Here is a 16,523-nt window from a genome sequence, read left to right as displayed (position 1 = left end):
CGTTCCGGCCGGTCAGGTGGCCTTGGACAGGGCCGTGACCGTGGCGGAGACCGTGGTGGGGAGGTCGGCGAGGCGGTGGAGGGGCGTCTCCAGCGGGGTGACGGCCTCGGCCCAGGGCGCCGCCTGGCGGATGAGGGCGCGGGCGTCGTTCTTGGTGAGGGTGGTGCCCTGTGAGCGGGCCACCGCGATGAGCCCCTCGCGCCAGGTGTTGGCCAGTTTGCCGTGCCCGTTGTCGAGGATCCGCCGCAGCACCCCGGCCTCGTCGCCGATCGGCTGCGGGAGTCGTACGGCCTCCAGGACGCCGCCGTCGGACGTCAGCTCGTAGACGGACCCCAGGACGTCCGGGAGAGGGGCCGGCGCGGACAGCAGGACCCGCACGTGGGCAGCTCGCGTGGCCAGCAGGAGACGTGGGAGCGCGGCCTCCAGGCCGGCGGGCAGTACGATCGCCACCCGCTCCACGGCGGCGGCGTAGGGCTTGGCCAGCCACGTGGACAGCTTCACCCGGGGCTGCGGCAGCTCCTTCGGCCAGTCACCCACCAGCAGGTCGGCGTCGGACGCCGAGGAGCTGTCGGCCGCCGAGGAGCCGGTGGACTCGATCGACTGGGGGCCCTGGGTGTAGATGGCGGTGGTCAGGCGGTCGAGGCGGGCGGTGACGGCGGGACGCGTCTTGGTGGTGGGACGCAGGACGTAGAGGTCGGCGGCGGAGCCGATGGCCTCCGCCCCGAAATATCTGTTGAAATCTGGGTAAATAGCGTCATATGCGAGGTTGAGGGCAGAGAGGGAGTTCTGCACCTTCAGGGCGAGCATCGGTGTGCGCTCGCTCGCCCCGTACGCCAGCAAGACCCGCCCATCGTCCTTGAGCCCCTCGATCGCGCGCGCCACGAACAGCCCGACGCCCTCCGGTGTGTACGGCGGGTCGGTGACGGCCAGGTCGTGGTCGCGGACTGACGGCGGCAGCGACAGCCGCAGATCGGCCCACCGGGTCCGTACGCCGAGATCCTGGGCGTCCAGATAGGCCAGGATGCGCTCGTCCACGTCGACCACGGTGACCTCGGCCTCGGGGTGGACCAGCTTGACGGCCAGGGAGGTGAGGTCGTGGTCGCCCACGAACAGCAGCTTCGCGCCCCGCAGCCAGAAGCGGGCGCCGAGCAGCAGCGCCCTGCGCAGCACGGTGTCGGGGGTGGCGGCCACGTGGTCCAGCGCGTGGCGGGAGCGCGGCGCCTCGTCGATGAGGCGCCGCAGCCGGTCGAGCACGTGTGTGTAGTGGGGGAGCAGATAGGCGACCGGGTCGGCCGGGGGCGGGGCCACGGCCAGCAGGTCCTGGAAATCGGGCGAATGCGTGAGCGGCACCCGGAACCTGTCGCCGGAGTGCTCCAGCGGGACCTCGCGCAGCAGCGCCTCGATCGTCCGCCGGGCCGTTGCCGACTCCCTGACCAGGTCGGACAGGGTCCACCACTGGCCGTCGCAGAGGAGGGTCAGGGCGTGCCTGAGCCGTCTGCCGTCGACTCCGGCCTCGTCGAGCAGGCGTTCCACCCCGTCACGGTCCATGGTCCAACCCTATCGAGGGAATTCCGGGCCTCCAGTCCGGCGTTTGGGACATAGCAGCTCGTATGTCGGGATTGTCGCCAATGTTCGTGATGTGGACCAGGCGGGAACTATTCCGGCAGGGTGTTGTAACCTCTACGCACACGCAGCAGGGCCAACGTCGTCCCCGCCTGTAGAGCAGTTCTTGACAGACGATGACGACGGGAGGGATTCAATGCCTGCTGCCCACCTCGGGTTCCCCGAGCCCCAGGGCCTCTACCACCCCGCCAACGAGCATGATGCCTGCGGAGTCGCCATGGTGGCCGACGTCGCCGGGCGCCGCGGGCACGGGATCGTGGTGAAGGCGCTGACGGCGCTGTGCAATCTCGATCACCGGGGGGCCAAGGGTAGCGAGCCTGACACAGGCGACGGAGCCGGGATCCTCACCCAGATCCCGGACACTTTCTTCCGTACGAACGTGAGTTTCGCGCTGCCCGAGCCCGGCCACTACGCCGTCGGCATGGCCTTCCTGCCGTTCGACGGTGAGGCGCGCGACATCGCCTTCCGCATGATCGAGGAGATCGCCGCCGAGGAAGGCCTGAACGTCCTGGGCTGGCGCGAGGTGCCGGTCGACCGGGCGCTGCCCGGACCGAGCGCCAGAGCCGTCATGCCGCACTTCACGCAGCTGTTCGTGGCGAGCCCCAACGGAGAGTCGGGGCTGGAGCTGGACCGGCTGGCGTTCTGCCTGCGCAAGCGGGCCGAGCACGAGGTGGACGTCTACTTCCCCTCGCTGAGCGCCCGTACGATCGTGTACAAGGGCATGCTCACCCCCGACCAGGTCGAGCCGTTCTTCCCCGACCTGTCCGACGAGCGCTACGAGACCGCGATCGCGCTGGTGCACTCGCGCTTCTCCACCAACACCTTCCCGAGCTGGCCGCTGGCCCACCCCTACCGTTACATCGCCCACAACGGCGAGATCAACACGGTCAAGGGCAACCGCAACTGGATGCGGGCCCGCGAGGCGATGCTCGAATCCGCCCAGATCCCGGGCGACATGTCGCGACTTTTCCCGATCTGCGATCCAGACGGCAGCGACACCGCATCCTTCGACGAGGCTCTGGAGCTGCTCCACATCGGCGGCCGGAGCCTGCCCCACGCCGTCCTGATGATGATCCCCGAGGCGTGGGAGAACCACACCGAGATGGACCCCGCGCGGCGGGCCTTCTACGAGTTCCACTCCTCGATGATGGAGGCCTGGGACGGCCCCGCGTCGATCACCTTCACCGACGGCACGCTGGCCGGAGCCGTGCTCGACCGCAACGGCCTGCGCCCGGGCCGGTTCTGGGTGACCGCCGACGGGCTGGTCGTGCTGGCCTCCGAGGCGGGCGTGCTCGACTTCAAGCCCGAAGACGTGGTGCGCAAGGGCCGCCTGCAGCCCGGCCGGATGTTCCTCATCGACACCGCCCGCGGCAAGATCATCGAAGACGACGAGATCAAGGCCGAGCTCGCGGCCGCGCTGCCGTACGAGGACTGGCTGCACGCCGGCCTGGTCCGCTTCGAGGAGTTGCCGGCCCGGCAGCGGGAGATCCCCACGCACGAGGCGCTCGTCAAGCGGCAGCAGACCTTCGGTTACACCGGGGAAGAGCTGCGGATCATCCTGTCGCCGATGGCCAGGAACGGTGCCGAGCCGATCGGCTCCATGGGCACCGACACGCCTGTCGCGGTGCTGAGCGAGAAGCCCAGGCTGCTGTTCGACTACTTCACCCAGCTGTTCGCGCAGGTCACGAACCCGCCGCTGGACGCCATCCGCGAGGAGCTGGTGACCTCGCTGGCCAGCGTGCTCGGGCCGGAGGGCAACCTGCTCGACCCCGGGCCCTCGTCATGCCGTCAGCTGGTCCTGCCGTACCCGGTGATCGACAACGACGAGATCGCCAAGATCATCCACATCAACGACGAGCACGACCTGCCCGGCTTCCACCCGCACGTGATCTCCGGCCTCTACGAGGTGTCGGGCGGTGGCGCGGCGCTGCTGCACCGCCTGGAGGAGATCCGCGCCGAGGCGTCGCAGGCGATCGCCAACGGCGCGCGCATCATCGTGCTGTCGGACCGCGGCTCGTCCGACACGCTGGCGCCGATCCCGGCGCTCCTGCTGACCGGGGCGGTCCACCACCACCTGATCCAGGAGAAGACCCGCACCAAGATCGGCCTCGTCGTCGAGACCGGTGAGGCGCGGGAGTGCCACCACATGGCGCTGCTCATCGGCTACGGCGCGGGCGCGGTCAACCCGTACCTGGCCATCGAGACCGTCGAGGACCTCGTCGACACCGGTGCGCTCCAGATCGACAAGCACAAGGCCGTACGGAACCTGATCAAGGCCTACGGCAAGGGCGTCATCAAGGTGATGTCGAAGATGGGCGTCTCCACCGTGGCCTCCTACACCGGCGCGCAGATCTTCGAGGCGCTCGGCCTGAGCCAGGAGGTCATCGACGCCTGCTTCACCGGCACCACCTCGCGGCTCGGCGGCGTCGGCTTCGACGTGCTGGCCGAAGAGGCCGCCCGCAGGCACGCGCACGCCTACCCGAGGGTGGCGAACGCGCACCGCGGGCTCCAGATCGGCGGCGAGTACCAGTGGCGGCGCGAGGGCGAGCCGCACCTGTTCAACCCCGAGACGGTCTTCAAGCTGCAGCATGCCACCCGCACGCGCCGCTACGAGATCTTCAAGGAGTACACCGGCATGGTGGACTCCCAGGCCGAGCGGCTCATGACGCTGCGCGGGCTGTTCAAGCTGAAGGCGGGCCGGACCCCGATCTCGATCGACGAGGTCGAGCCGGTCTCCGAGATCGTCAAGCGGTTCTCCACCGGCGCGATGTCGTACGGCTCGATCTCGATGGAGGCGCACGAGACGCTCGCCATCGCGATGAACCGGCTGGGCGGCAAGTCCAACACCGGCGAGGGCGGCGAGGACCCGGAGCGCCTGTACGACGCGACGCGGCGCAGCGCCATCAAGCAGGTGGCGTCGGGCCGGTTCGGCGTGACGAGCGAATACCTGGTCAACGCGGCGGACCTGCAGATCAAGATGGCCCAGGGCGCCAAGCCCGGTGAGGGCGGCCAGCTGCCCGGCCACAAGGTCTACCCGTGGATCGCCAAGACCCGGCACTCCACGCCCGGCGTCGGCCTCATCTCGCCGCCGCCGCACCACGACATCTACTCGATCGAGGACCTCGCCCAGCTCATCCACGACCTGAAGAACTCCAACCCCGAGTCGCGCGTGCACGTCAAGCTCGTGGCCGAGGTCGGGGTCGGCACGGTCGCGGCGGGCGTGTCCAAGGCGCACGCCGATGTGGTGCTCATCTCCGGGCACGACGGCGGCACCGGCGCCTCGCCGCTCACCTCGCTCAAGCACGCGGGCGCGCCGTGGGAGCTCGGCCTGGCCGAGACGCAGCAGACGCTGCTGCTCAACGGGCTGCGCGACCGCATCGTGGTGCAGGTGGACGGCCAGCTCAAGACCGGCCGCGACGTGGTCATCGCCGCGCTGCTCGGCGCGGAGGAGTACGGCTTCGCCACCGCTCCGCTGGTCGTGTCCGGCTGCGTGATGATGCGGGTCTGCCACCTCGACACCTGCCCGGTGGGCGTGGCCACGCAGAACCCCGAGCTGCGCAAGCGCTTCACCGGCAAGCCCGAGTTCGTGGTGAACTTCTTCGAGTTCATCGCCGAGGAGATTCGCGAATACCTCGCCGAGCTGGGCTTCCGCTCGCTCGAAGAGGCGATCGGGCACGTCGAGCTGCTCGACATGACGGCCGCCGAGGACCACTGGAAGGCCAGCGGCCTCGACCTGTCGCCGATCCTGCACCAGCCGGAGCTGCCCGCGGGGACCCCGCTGCGCCGCACGGTCGAGCAGGACCACGGGCTGCAGCACGCGCTGGACAACACGCTGATCCAGCTGGCCGAAGGCGCCCTGAACAATGGCACCCCGGTCACGCTGGAGCTGCCGATCCGCAACGTGAACAGGACCGTCGGCACCATGCTCGGCTACCAGGTCACCAAGCGTTACGGTGGCGCCGGACTGCCGGAGAACACGATCGACATCAGTTTCACCGGCTCGGCGGGCAACTCGTTCGGGGCGTTCCTGCCGCGCGGCGTCACGCTGCGGCTGACCGGTGACGCCAACGACTACCTGGGCAAGGGCCTGTCGGGCGGGCGCATCACACTGCGGCCGCACGAGGAGGCACCGCTCGACGGTCACATCATCTCCGGCAACGTCGCCCTCTACGGCGCCACGTCCGGGGAGGCGTTCATCCGCGGCGTCGTCGGCGAGCGCTTCTGCGTCCGCAACTCCGGCGCCATCGCGGTCGTCGAAGGCGTCGGCGACCACGGCTGCGAGTACATGACCGGCGGCAAGGCGGTCGTCCTCGGGCCGACCGGGCGCAACTTCGCGGCCGGCATGTCCGGCGGCGTCGCCTACCTGCTCGACCTCAACCTCGGGCGGGTCAACCGCGAGATGGTCGCCATCGAGGAGCTCACCGAGGAGGACGGCGAGTTCCTGCGCGAGACGGTCGAGAAGCACTTCGCGGAGACCGGCTCCCCGGTCGCCAAGGAGCTGCTGGCCGACTGGCACGCGGCGCTCGCCCGGTTCGGCAAGATCATGCCGACCGACTACAAGCGGGTCATGGAGGCGGCCGAGGCGGCCCGCATCGAAGGCAGGGACATCGACGAGGCGGTCATGGCCGCCGCGGTCAAGGGTTAAGGGAGGCGTAACCGATGGCTGACCCCAAGGGTTTTCTCACGCACGACCGGGAGCTGCCCGCGCGCCGCCCCATCGACGTCCGCATCGGCGACTGGCGGGAGGTCTACCAGGACTTCTCCCAGGACAAGCTGACCAAGCAGGCGGCCCGCTGCATGGACTGCGGCATCCCGTTCTGCCACAACGGCTGCCCGCTCGGGAACCTAATCCCCGAGTGGAACGACCTGGTCCACCGCACCGACTGGCGGGAGGCGATCGAGCGGCTGCACGCCACGAACAACTTCCCGGAGTTCACCGGCAGGCTCTGCCCGGCTCCGTGCGAGGCGGCGTGCGTGCTCGGCATCAACTCCGACCCGGTGGCGATCAAGCGGGTCGAGGTCGAGATCATCGACCGCGCGTTCGCCGAGGGCTGGGTGACCCCGCAGCCCTCGCCGGTGAAGACGGGCAAGAAGGTCGCGGTCGTCGGCTCGGGTCCCGCCGGGCTGGCCGCGGCCCAGCAGCTCACCCGGGCGGGCCATGACGTGGTGGTGTTCGAGCGCGCGGACCGTATCGGCGGCCTGCTGCGTTACGGCATCCCCGAGTTCAAGATGGAGAAGCGCCACATCGAGCGGCGTCTGGACCAGATGCGGGCCGAGGGCACCGAGTTCCGCACCGGCGTGAACGTCGGCGTCGACGTCACGGCGGCCCAGCTGCGCTCGGAGTTCGACGCGGTGGTGCTGGCGGGCGGTGCCACCCTGTGGCGCGACCTGCCGGTGACCGGGCGCGAGCTCGGTGGCGTCCACCAGGCGATGGAATACCTGCCCCTGTCGAACAAGGTGCAGGAGGGCGACCTCAGCGAGCCCCCCATCTCGGCCAAGGGCAAGCACGTCGTGGTCATCGGCGGCGGCGACACCGGGGCCGACTGCATCGGCACGGCGATCAGGCAGGGGGCCAAGTCGGTCACCCAGCTGGAGATCATGCCGCAGCCACCCGCCACCCGGCCCGGCAGCCAGCCGTGGCCGACATTCCCCATCCTGTTCAAGATGGAGAGCGCGCACGAGGAGCTCGCGGAGGGCGGGGGCGCGCGGGTGTACGCGGTCTCGACGACGGAGTTCGTCGGCGATGACGCCGGAAACATCCGCGCGTTGCGGCTGGTCGAGGTCGAGGGCCCGCAGCACGGCTTCAAGGCGATCCCCGGCACCGAGCGGGAGATCCCGGCCGAGCTGGTCACGCTCTCGATGGGCTTCCTGGGCCCGGAGAAGGGTGCCCTGCTGCAGGACCTCGCTGACGTCGGTGGGGACGGGTTCTACGACGCGCGTGGGAACGTCTCCCGTGACAAGTCGTACATGTCCAAGGTCGACGGGGTCTTCGTGGCGGGCGACATGGGTCGCGGGCAGTCGCTCATCGTCTGGGCGATCGCCGAGGGCCGCGCGGCCGCCTCGGGCGTGGACCGGTTCCTGTCCGGCGACACCTCGCTGCCGTACCCGATCCTGCCCACCGCTCGTCCGCTGGTCTGACGGTCTGCTCGTCTGACGGCCTTGGTGTTTCGAGATGCCCGCCCGGTCCCCCCGGGCGGGCGTTTTGTTTTTCTTTACGGCCGGCAGTGGCCGGCCCCACCCTCTGTACGGGGCTGGGCTCTGTCCAGGGGCACGCTCCTCCGGTTCCCCGGCTGGCCGCCGTGACGTGCGTACTCTTGACCAGGGCTGCCCTTTTGCCTGACCAGGGCTGGCAATCTGATCCCGTTTTGCCCTCTAGAGTCCGAAATTTTACGACAAAGTTGCATCGAGGGACTGGGGTCGGGAAGATGCAGTTTCTGGTGTGACGCCGTGGATGGGGGAAGAATGAGGCGATTCGCCGCCGGCCTGATGGCCTTGGCTGTGGCCGGTTCGCTGGCGGCCTGCGCGACCCCTGCGGCGCCCAAAGCGGGGCCGGACCAGGAGTACCTCGTCTTCTATGCCGACGGCCGGGCAGGAGCGGCGCTCTCCGCCGTCGAGCGCGCCGGTGGCCGCCTCGTCAGCACCGACACCAAGCTCGGCTACGTCGTGGCCAAGGGCGGCGGCGAGGCGTTCGTCGACGCCCTCGGCGCGGACCAGGCTGTCGTCGGCGTCACGACCGACCGCGAAATCGGCTTCGCGCCAGGGCTCACCCCTCGCTCCCAAGGCTCGACGGCCGCGCTCGCGTCCAGTGACGAGAGTACGGCGGACACGTCCGGCGCCCAAAGCCTGGCGACCTCGGGCACGCTCGCGTCCGGTGCTCGGGGCGCGCTGGAGCCGCGGGCGTTCCCCGACGCGTCGGCCCTCACGACCAGGGCGGGCGAGCCCCTCGCTCCCCGGCAGTGGGACATGAGGATGATCGGCGCCGACCGCGCCAACAAGAAGGTGCCAGGCAGCAGGAAAGTGCTCGTCGGCGTCATCGACACCGGCATCGACGGCAAGCACCCCGACATCGCCGCGAACTTCAACCGCGCCCTCAGCCGCAACTTCGTCACCGACAAGCCGAACGACGAGAACGGCGACACGCTCGACGGCCCCTGCGAGGTGTCGAGCTGCAAGGACCCGGTCGACCAGGACGACGAGGGCCACGGCACCCACGTGGCCAGCACGATCGGCTCGCCGCTGAACCACATCGGCATCGCGGGCGTGGCGCCGGGAGTGCAGCTCGTCAACATCAGGGCGGGGCAGGACTCCGGGTTCTTCTTCCTCAAGCCCAGCCTCGACGCGCTCACCTACGCCGCCGACATCGGCGTGGACGTGGTGAACATGAGCTACTACGTCGACCCGTGGCTGTTCAACTGCGCCCACAACAAGGCCGACAGCAAGAAGCAGCAGCTGCAGCAGCGCGCGATCATCACCGGCATGCAGCGGGCGCTCGACTACGCGCGCAAGAAGGGCGTCACGCTCATCTCCGCGCTCGGCAACGGCTCCACCGACCTCGGCAAGCCCAAGGTCGACACGTCCAGTCCCGGCTACCCGCGCGGCAGCGAGAAGACCCGCAAGGTCGACAACTCCTGCATCAACGTGCCCGCCGAGTCCAAGGGCGTCATCTCGGTCGCCGCGGTGGGCCCCTCCGGCCGCAAGGCCAGCTACAGCGACTACGGGATTGAGCAGGCCGACCTGGCCGCGCCCGGCGGCGACGTGACGGAGGGCAAGGGCGCCTCGACCACCAGGTCGATCCTGGCGGCCGCCCCCGAGGCTGTGCTCCGTCGTACCGGCCTGCTGGACAAGTCGGGCAAGCCGAAGACCTCCGCGGTCGTCCGTGACTGCAGCAGCAGCCCTTGCTCCTATTACCAGTATCTGGACGGCACCTCGATGGCGGCCCCGCACGCGACCGGCGTCGCCGCGATCCTGATCAGCCGCTTCGGCAAGCCCGGCAAGGGCGGGGTGGCGCTGTCTCCCGCCACCGTCGAGAAGCTCCTGTACAAGACCGCCGATCGCAAGGCGTGCCCGTCGCCGCGTACGTACACCTACGAGAGCGCCGGGGAGAGCGACAAGCAGACCTGCGAGGGCGGCAAGTCCAAGAACGGCTTCTACGGCCACGGCATCGTCGACGCCTGGAAGGCCGCGACCATCGCACGATGATCTCCCGGAAGGCCGCAACCGCCACGCCCATGATGTCCTGGAATGGCGCTACCGTCAGAGCATGATGTATCGCCTCATCGCGGACACCGCGATGGTGATGCACTTCGCCTTCCTGGCCTACATGGCCGTGGGCGGGTATGTCGCATGGCGCTGGCGGCGCACGATCTGGGTCCATCTCGCGGTCACGACCTGGGGCCTGATCTCGCTGGCCACCGGCGTCGAATGCCCGCTCACGGTGGTGGAGGATTGGGGGCGCCGCAACGCCGGACTCCAGGGCCTCCCGCCCACCGGCTTCATCGACCACTACATCGAAGGCGTGATCTACCCCGAGGAATACGCGAACTTGGCCCGTCTGGGGGTCGCCATTCTCGTGTTGTTCTCCTACGCCGGGTACGTTCTGCGTCGTCAATGACAGCCAAGTGGTCTGTACCAATTAAGGTAGGACTCGTGACTCGTCGCGCGAAAATAGTCTGCACTCTAGGTCCCGCCACGTCCTCTCCTGAACGCCTGCGCGAGCTGATCGCCGCCGGCATGGACGTGGCCAGGTTCAACCTCAGCCATGGTGACCATGACATGCACCGTGAGGTATACGACCGGGTCAGAGAGGTGGCGGCCGACCTCGGCCGCGGTGTAGGCGTGCTCGCCGACCTGCAGGGCCCCAAGATCCGCGTCGGCAGGTTCGAGGAAGGCCCGGTCCGGCTCGGCTTCGGCGACGTCTTCACGATCACCACCGAGGACGTGCCGGGAGACCGGGAGCAGGTCTCCACCACCTACAAGGGCCTGCCGGGCGACGTACGCCCCGGTGACACCATCCTGGTCGACGACGGCCGCCTCGTCCTGGAGGCGACCAGCGTCGAGGGCGACCGCGTCATCACGCGAGTCGTCATCGGCGGCATGATCTCCGACAACAAGGGCCTCAACCTGCCGGGCATCAACGTCAGCGCGCCCGCGCTCACCGACAAGGACGAGGCCGACCTGCGCTGGGCGCTGCGCACCGGCTTCGACATGATCGCCCTGTCCTTCGTCCGCCGCCCGTCCGACGCCGACGTGGTGCGCAACATCATGGAGCAGGAGGCCGTTCGCCTCCCGCTGCTCGCCAAGATCGAGAAGCCGCAGGCGGTCGACCGCCTGCCCGAGATCGTCGAGGCGTTCGACGGCATCATGGTCGCCCGCGGCGACCTCGGCGTCGAGCTGCCCCTGGAGCAGGTGCCGATCGTCCAGCGGCGCATCATCGAGCTCTGCCGCGAGAAGGCCCGCCCGGTCATCGTCGCCACCCAGATGCTCGACTCGATGATGAGCGCGCCCCGCCCCACCCGCGCCGAGGCGTCCGACGTCGCCTACGCGGTCATGGACGGCGCCGACGCGGTCATGCTCTCGGGCGAGACCTCGGTGGGCAACTATCCCATCGAGTCGGTCTCCACCATGGACCGCATCGCGCGCGCGGCGGAGGAGCACTCGCTGCACGCCACCCACTCCCTGGAGCGCCTGCCGGAGACGACGGGCGGCGCCATCGCCCGAGCCGCCGCCGAGGTCGGCGCGATCGTCGGGGCGAAGGCGCTGATCGCGTTCACCATGTCGGGCGAGACGGCCCGCCGCCTGGCCCGCTACCGCTCGCCGATCCCGCTGCTGGCCTTCACCTCGGCCCCGCACGTGCGGGGGCAGCTGTCGCTGACGTGGGGCGTGGAGACGTTCCACGTGCCGTTCGTCCACCACACGGACGACATGGTGCGCCAGGTGGAGGCGTCACTGCTGACGCTGGGCCGCCTGGAGAAGGGCGACAAGGTGGTCATCGTGGCCGGCTCGCCTCCCGGCACGCCGGGCTCCACCAACGCCCTCCGCGTCCACACCATCGGCTCCGCGGTCTCCCACAGCTAACTTACGGCAAAACCTTTTTTAGGATTTTTACGGCAAGCACGGGAGGACCCACCCTGGACGGCTGGCTGACGGCCCTCCAGGGGAACGCTCCTCCGCTTCCCCGGCTCGCCGCCGTGACGTGCGCATTCTTGGCCGTCTCCGTGGGCAGTGCGGGGCCGGTGGGTGGTGGGTCACGGTCGGTGGGCGGAGGGCAGCCAAGGGTGTGCGCGCCACGGTGGCCAGGTTCGTGGGTGTGTCCGCCACGCTGCCAAGAGCGGGCGTGCCCGCGATAATGCCCAGGTCTGTGGGCCTGCGCACCATGGTGGCCAGGTCTGTGGGCGTCTTCGCTGTGGCGCCTAGGTCTGCCTGCCGGGGGGCCTGGACGGGATCTCCTGGCTATGCGGTGGACAGGACCGCGGCCTCGGTCCGGCCACACGGAAGCCACGGTCCACCATGCGCACGTCACGGCGCTCAGCCGGCTCCACCCCAGGAGCGTGTCCCTGGACGGGCGCCGGCCCCGTGCGGCGGGTGGCGCCCACCGGGCCGGCCGTAACAGATCTTGGGTTTGTGGGATCTCGGAGGGTCAGTTGGCGTGGAGCGAGGCGTTGAGCTCGACGGGGCCGCCGGCGCGGGGGGCGGCTTCCACGGCGCCGGTTTGGGAGTTGCGACGGAACAGGAGGCCGTTCGTGCCGGACAGTGACTTGGCCTTGACGACGCGGCCGTCCGGGAGGGCGACCTTGGTGCCGGCCGTCACGTAGAGGCCCGCCTCCACCACGCAGTCGTCGCCCAGCGAGATGCCGATGCCGGCGTTCGCGCCCAGCAGGCAGCGTTCGCCGATGGAGATGACCTCCTTGCCGCCGCCCGAGAGCGTACCCATGATCGACGAGCCGCCGCCCACATCGGAGCCGTCGCCGACGATCACGCCCGCCGAGATGCGCCCCTCGACCATCGAGGCACCGAGCGTGCCCGCGTTGAAGTTCACGAAGCCCTCGTGCATCACCGTGGTGCCGGTGGCCAGGTGCGCGCCGAGGCGTACCCGGTCGGCGTCGGCGATCCGGACACCCGCCGGCAGCACGTAGTCGACCATCCGCGGGAACTTGTCCACCCCGTACACCGACACCGCCCCCCGGGCCCGCAACCTCAGCCGGGTCTGCTCGAACCCCTCCACCGGACACGGCCCGAAGTTGGTCCACACGACGTTCGCCAGCAAGGAGAACAGGTTGTCGAGACTCAGCCCATGCGGCTGGACCAGGCGGCTGGAGAGCAGGTGCAGCCTGAGGTAGGCGTCGTGGGTGTCCGCCGGCGGCTCGGAGAGCTTGGCGATGCCGGTGCGCACGGCCACCACCTCGACGCCCCTGGCCGGGTCGGGACCCACCAGCGAGGCCAGCTCGCCGGCCTCCTCGGCGGAGAGCCGCTCGGTGCCCGTAACGGGCGGGTCGCCCAGCTGAGGAGCGGGGAACCAGGTGTCAAGTACGGTGCCGTCGGCGGCGATGGTCGCGAGCCCGATGGCGTAAGCGCCGGTCACGGTGGGATCGATAGCTGTCACTGGCACAAACTATCGTCATCCGGTCTGACCCCGGAGCCCGGAGTCGTCCGTGTCATCACCTCGCCGGTCCACCGGACCGCATTTCACGGGTCAGGCGCGCCCATGGTCGATCACCTGGTCCCCCGGCTCAGCCGGCTCAGCCGCGAGCCAGCGTGCCACGTCTCCGGCCGCGACACCCGCGGTCGCGACGTCCGTACCCGCGGCACCGGCACCTGCGATACCCGCACCCGCCAGGTCCGCACCGGCGAAGTCTTCGGCCGCGACGCCCGCAGCCGCGACGTTCGCGATGTCCGTGGCGGTGCGGACGAAGGCGGCCAGGGCGGGGGAGCGGGTCTGCTCGGGCCAGGCCAGGACGACCGTGGTGGGGGCGGCGTCCACGACCGGGACGCAGACCAGATCGCGTCGTACCTGCTCCTTGGCCGATTCGGGGACGACGGCGATCAGCCTGCCGAGGGCGACCAACTGCATGATCTGAGCGGCATCGCCCGCCCGCAGCCCGGCCGCGACATGCGGCTCGGACCCGCCCAGCGACTTGGACACGGCCTGCGATCCGGAGACGTGCGATCCGGGGAGGTGCGATCCCGAGACGTGCGGTCCGGAGGCATGCGGCTCGGAGGCATGCCACCCGGAGGCGCCAGGATCGGGGGTGCGGGGATCGGGCCAGCGCGGGGTCGGATCGGCGTCCAGGTCGGCGAGGTGGACGAACGGCCGTCCGGCCAGCGGGTGCCGGGCAGGCACGACGGCCACACCGCCCTCCACCAGCAGTGGCTCCGTGTCGAACCCCGTCATGTCTTCCCAAGGGTGGTGCAGGAACGCCACGTCCGCCGTACCGTCACGCAACAACCGGGCCCGCTCCGCCACCCCGCACAGCACCACCTCCACCGGCAGGGCGTCCGGGCACGACTGGTAGGCGGCCAGGATGTCCGGGAGCAGCGCGCCGTCGCCGCCCGGTTTCAGGGCCACTACGAGCCGCGGCTCGGTCCGCCCCGCCCTGCGCGTACGGTGTTCGGCCGCCGCCACCGCGTCCAGGGCCTTGGCGGCCTCCCTGGCCAGTACCTCGCCCGCCGGGGTGAGCGCCACCCGGCGGCCCGAGCGGTCGAAGAGGGTCACCCCGAGCCGTCGTTCGAGCTTCTGGATCGCCCTCGACAGCGGCGGCTGCGCGATCCCGAGCCGCGCGGCCGCCCGGCCGAAGTGCAGCTCCTCGGCGACGGCGGCGAAGTAGGCCAGCTCACGCGTCTCCATACCCGCAGGGTATCGATCCTGACCCAGCTGGTGTTGGCCAGGCCACGATCAACGGTGGTGTGCTCGGTGAATGACCGCATCGACGATCGCCCTGGTGACCGGGGCGAACAAGGGCATAGGTTTCGAGGTCGCCGCCCAGTTAGCCGCCAGGGGCATGACGGTGCTGCTGGCTGCTCGCGACGCACGCAGAGGTGAGGCGGCAGCCGCCAGGCTACGCGCGACCGCCACAGACGCGGCCATGCCTGACTCCGCCGCCATGGACCGGCTTGGCTTTGCCACCATGGACGAGCCTGACTCCGCCACCATGGACGGGTCAGCTTCTGGGGGAGCGGGAGCGCCAGGATCCGGTGGAGCTGAAAGGCCGGGGTCGGGCGGAGCGGATGAGCCCGATTTCGGCGGAAGGTACAGGGCCAGTCCCGGCGGAACGTACAGGGCCAGTCCCGGCGGAACGTACAGAGCCGCTGGCGTCGACATCCATCCGATCGTCCTCGACGTCACCGACCCCGCCACCATCCAGGCGGCCGCCGCCCACCTGTCAGACCGCTACGGCCGTCTCGACGTACTCGTGAACAACGCCGGCATCTCCGGTCACCACGCAGGCGAGGCACCCAGCACTACCCGGCCCGAGCTGGTGCGTCAGGTGTTCGAGACGAACGTCGTCGGCGTGCTCATGGTGACGAACGCGTTCCTGCCCCTGCTCAGACGCGCGCCCGCCGCCCGCATCGTGAACGTCTCCAGCGGCGTCGGCTCCCTGAGCCATCACACGACCCCGGATCACTACATGTCGGGACTTCCGGCGTCGGCGGTGTATCCGCCGTCCAAGACGGCGCTCAACGCGTTGACGATCCAGTACGCCAAGGAGCTCCGTGAGGACGGCATTCTGGTCAACGCCGCAGCGCCCGGAGCCTGTGCCACGGACTTCACCAAGGACCTCGGGTTGCCCATCACCCGCACAGCGGCCGACGGAGCGGCCGTTATCGTCAGATTGGCCACCCTCGGCCCCGACGGGCCGACGGGCGGATTCTTCGACGATGACGGGACAGTGCCTTGGTAGACATCATTGAGCTCAACCGCCGGTCTGTGCAGGCGACCGTCGACCTGGTGGCGACCATCAAGCCGGGCGACCTGGACCGGCCGACACCGTGCGCCGGCTGGGCGGTGCGCGACCTGCTCGCCCACCAGGTCGTGCAGAATCACGGCTTCGCCTTCGCCGCCTCCGGTGCGCGGTCCGATCTGGACAGGTGGGAGCCGAGTCCGGTGGGTGACGACCCAGTAGAGGAGTACGCGGCGTCGGCGCGGGCGGTGATGGACGCCTTCGCCGCGGACGGCGTACTTGATCGGGGGTTCTATCTGCCGGAGATCCGCGACGGAGGTCCCTTCCCCGCGCGGATGGCGATCGGGTTCCACTTCGTCGACTGCGTGGTCCACGACTGGGATTTCGCCAAGGCGCTGGGCGTCCCCGCGAACGTGGACGAGGATCTGGCCGAGGCCGCGCTGCCGGTGGCCGCCAAGGTGCCCGACACACCGGAGACGCGCGGGGAGGGCAGGGCGTTCGTGGCGGGGGTGCCGGCGGCGGACGACGCCCCGGCTCTGGACCGGGTGGTGGCGCTACTCGGCCGCTCGCCGGGCTGGTCGGCGAGCTGAAACGGTAAGTCGAGTTGGTCGGCGGGCGAAGCGGCTCGCCGACCTGGTGGGCGGGTGAGGCGGCTGGCCGGGCCCGTCCCGAGAACAGGTGCCCATCCCGGAGACAACGCCTGTCCCGTAGATAGCGCCTGTCCCGGAAACAGCGCCCGTCCTGGAGATAGCGCCCGTCCTGGAAACGGCGCCCAGACAAGGAACAGCGCCCGGCCGAAGTGGCCGGGCGACTGATCGAAGTGCCCCGGGTGGGACTCGAACCCACACTGTGCGGGTTTTGAATCCGCTTCCTCTGCCAATTGGGATACCGAGGCGAGGATCCGGAAATATCCGGATCCGTCCTTATCGCACGGCGAAAGGGTAGCCGAAATTCGCAGCCACCCACCACCGGCGTCGCTCTAATCTAGCGGACATCGGTACTCTC

The 16,523-nt window shown here is 69.9% G+C and carries 10 protein-coding genes and 1 tRNA gene; 7 read left to right on the top strand and 4 right to left on the bottom strand.

The window, feature by feature from the left end:
• Positions 1 to 12 precede the first annotated feature (12 nt).
• Positions 13 to 1,548, bottom strand: coding sequence for a bis-aminopropyl spermidine synthase family protein (locus AB0L53_RS01850; protein ID WP_363988907.1), 1,536 nt, complete (start codon positions 1,546 to 1,548; stop codon positions 13 to 15).
• 211 nt (positions 1,549 to 1,759) lie between these two features.
• Between AB0L53_RS01850 and gltB the strand changes: the two genes are divergently transcribed.
• From gltB to pyk, 5 genes are all read left to right on the top strand, one after another.
• Positions 1,760 to 6,268 (top strand): glutamate synthase large subunit, encoded by a 4,509-nt coding sequence (gene gltB, locus AB0L53_RS01845; RefSeq protein WP_363988904.1) that lies wholly within the window; start codon positions 1,760 to 1,762, stop codon positions 6,266 to 6,268.
• Positions 6,269 to 6,282: 14 nt separating this feature from the next.
• Positions 6,283 to 7,761, top strand: coding sequence for a glutamate synthase subunit beta (locus AB0L53_RS01840; protein WP_363988901.1), 1,479 nt, complete (start codon positions 6,283 to 6,285; stop codon positions 7,759 to 7,761).
• A 324-nt stretch (positions 7,762 to 8,085) separates the two neighbouring features.
• A complete protein-coding gene (locus tag AB0L53_RS01835) occupies positions 8,086 to 9,822 on the top strand; it encodes a S8 family serine peptidase (RefSeq protein ID WP_363988898.1) in 1,737 nt (578 codons plus the stop codon).
• 61 nt (positions 9,823 to 9,883) lie between these two features.
• On the top strand, positions 9,884 to 10,234 hold the full coding sequence (locus tag AB0L53_RS01830; protein ID WP_358538094.1) for a DUF2784 domain-containing protein: 351 nt from the start codon (positions 9,884 to 9,886) through the stop codon (positions 10,232 to 10,234).
• A gap of 35 nt (positions 10,235 to 10,269) precedes the next feature.
• Entirely contained in the window at positions 10,270 to 11,697 is a 1,428-nt protein-coding gene (pyk, locus tag AB0L53_RS01825; RefSeq protein ID WP_225291721.1) for a pyruvate kinase, read from the top strand.
• A 562-nt stretch (positions 11,698 to 12,259) separates the two neighbouring features.
• Here the strand turns inward: pyk and dapD are convergent.
• The gene (dapD, locus tag AB0L53_RS01820) at positions 12,260 to 13,222 is read right to left on the bottom strand and encodes a 2,3,4,5-tetrahydropyridine-2,6-dicarboxylate N-succinyltransferase (RefSeq protein ID WP_357945556.1); all 963 of its coding nucleotides are present in this window, start codon (positions 13,220 to 13,222) and stop codon (positions 12,260 to 12,262) included.
• A gap of 90 nt (positions 13,223 to 13,312) precedes the next feature.
• Complete coding sequence (locus tag AB0L53_RS01815; RefSeq protein ID WP_363988893.1) at positions 13,313 to 14,464, bottom strand: LysR family transcriptional regulator; 1,152 nt, start codon at positions 14,462 to 14,464, stop codon at positions 13,313 to 13,315.
• Positions 14,465 to 14,534: 70 nt separating this feature from the next.
• On the opposite strand from AB0L53_RS01815, the gene AB0L53_RS01810 reads away from it, so the two are divergent.
• Both AB0L53_RS01810 and AB0L53_RS01805 read left to right on the top strand, forming a co-directional pair.
• Positions 14,535 to 15,518, top strand: a complete 984-nt coding sequence (locus tag AB0L53_RS01810; protein WP_363988890.1) for an SDR family NAD(P)-dependent oxidoreductase — start codon at positions 14,535 to 14,537, stop codon at positions 15,516 to 15,518.
• Entirely contained in the window at positions 15,512 to 16,108 is a 597-nt protein-coding gene (locus tag AB0L53_RS01805; protein WP_363988887.1) for a TIGR03086 family metal-binding protein, read from the top strand. The genes AB0L53_RS01810 and AB0L53_RS01805 overlap by 7 nt, the downstream gene beginning before the upstream one ends.
• Positions 16,109 to 16,339: 231 nt before the next feature.
• Here the strand turns inward: AB0L53_RS01805 and AB0L53_RS01800 are convergent.
• Positions 16,340 to 16,413: transfer RNA gene (locus AB0L53_RS01800), tRNA-Leu, on the bottom strand.
• Between the last annotated feature and the right edge of the window lie 110 nt (positions 16,414 to 16,523).

The sequence above is a fragment of the Nonomuraea sp. NPDC052129 genome (assembly GCF_040680095.1).
GTDB lineage: Bacteria > Actinomycetota > Actinomycetes > Streptosporangiales > Streptosporangiaceae > Nonomuraea.
Note: the sequence above shows the minus strand (reverse complement) of the source record. Positions and strands in the feature narration are given on the sequence as shown.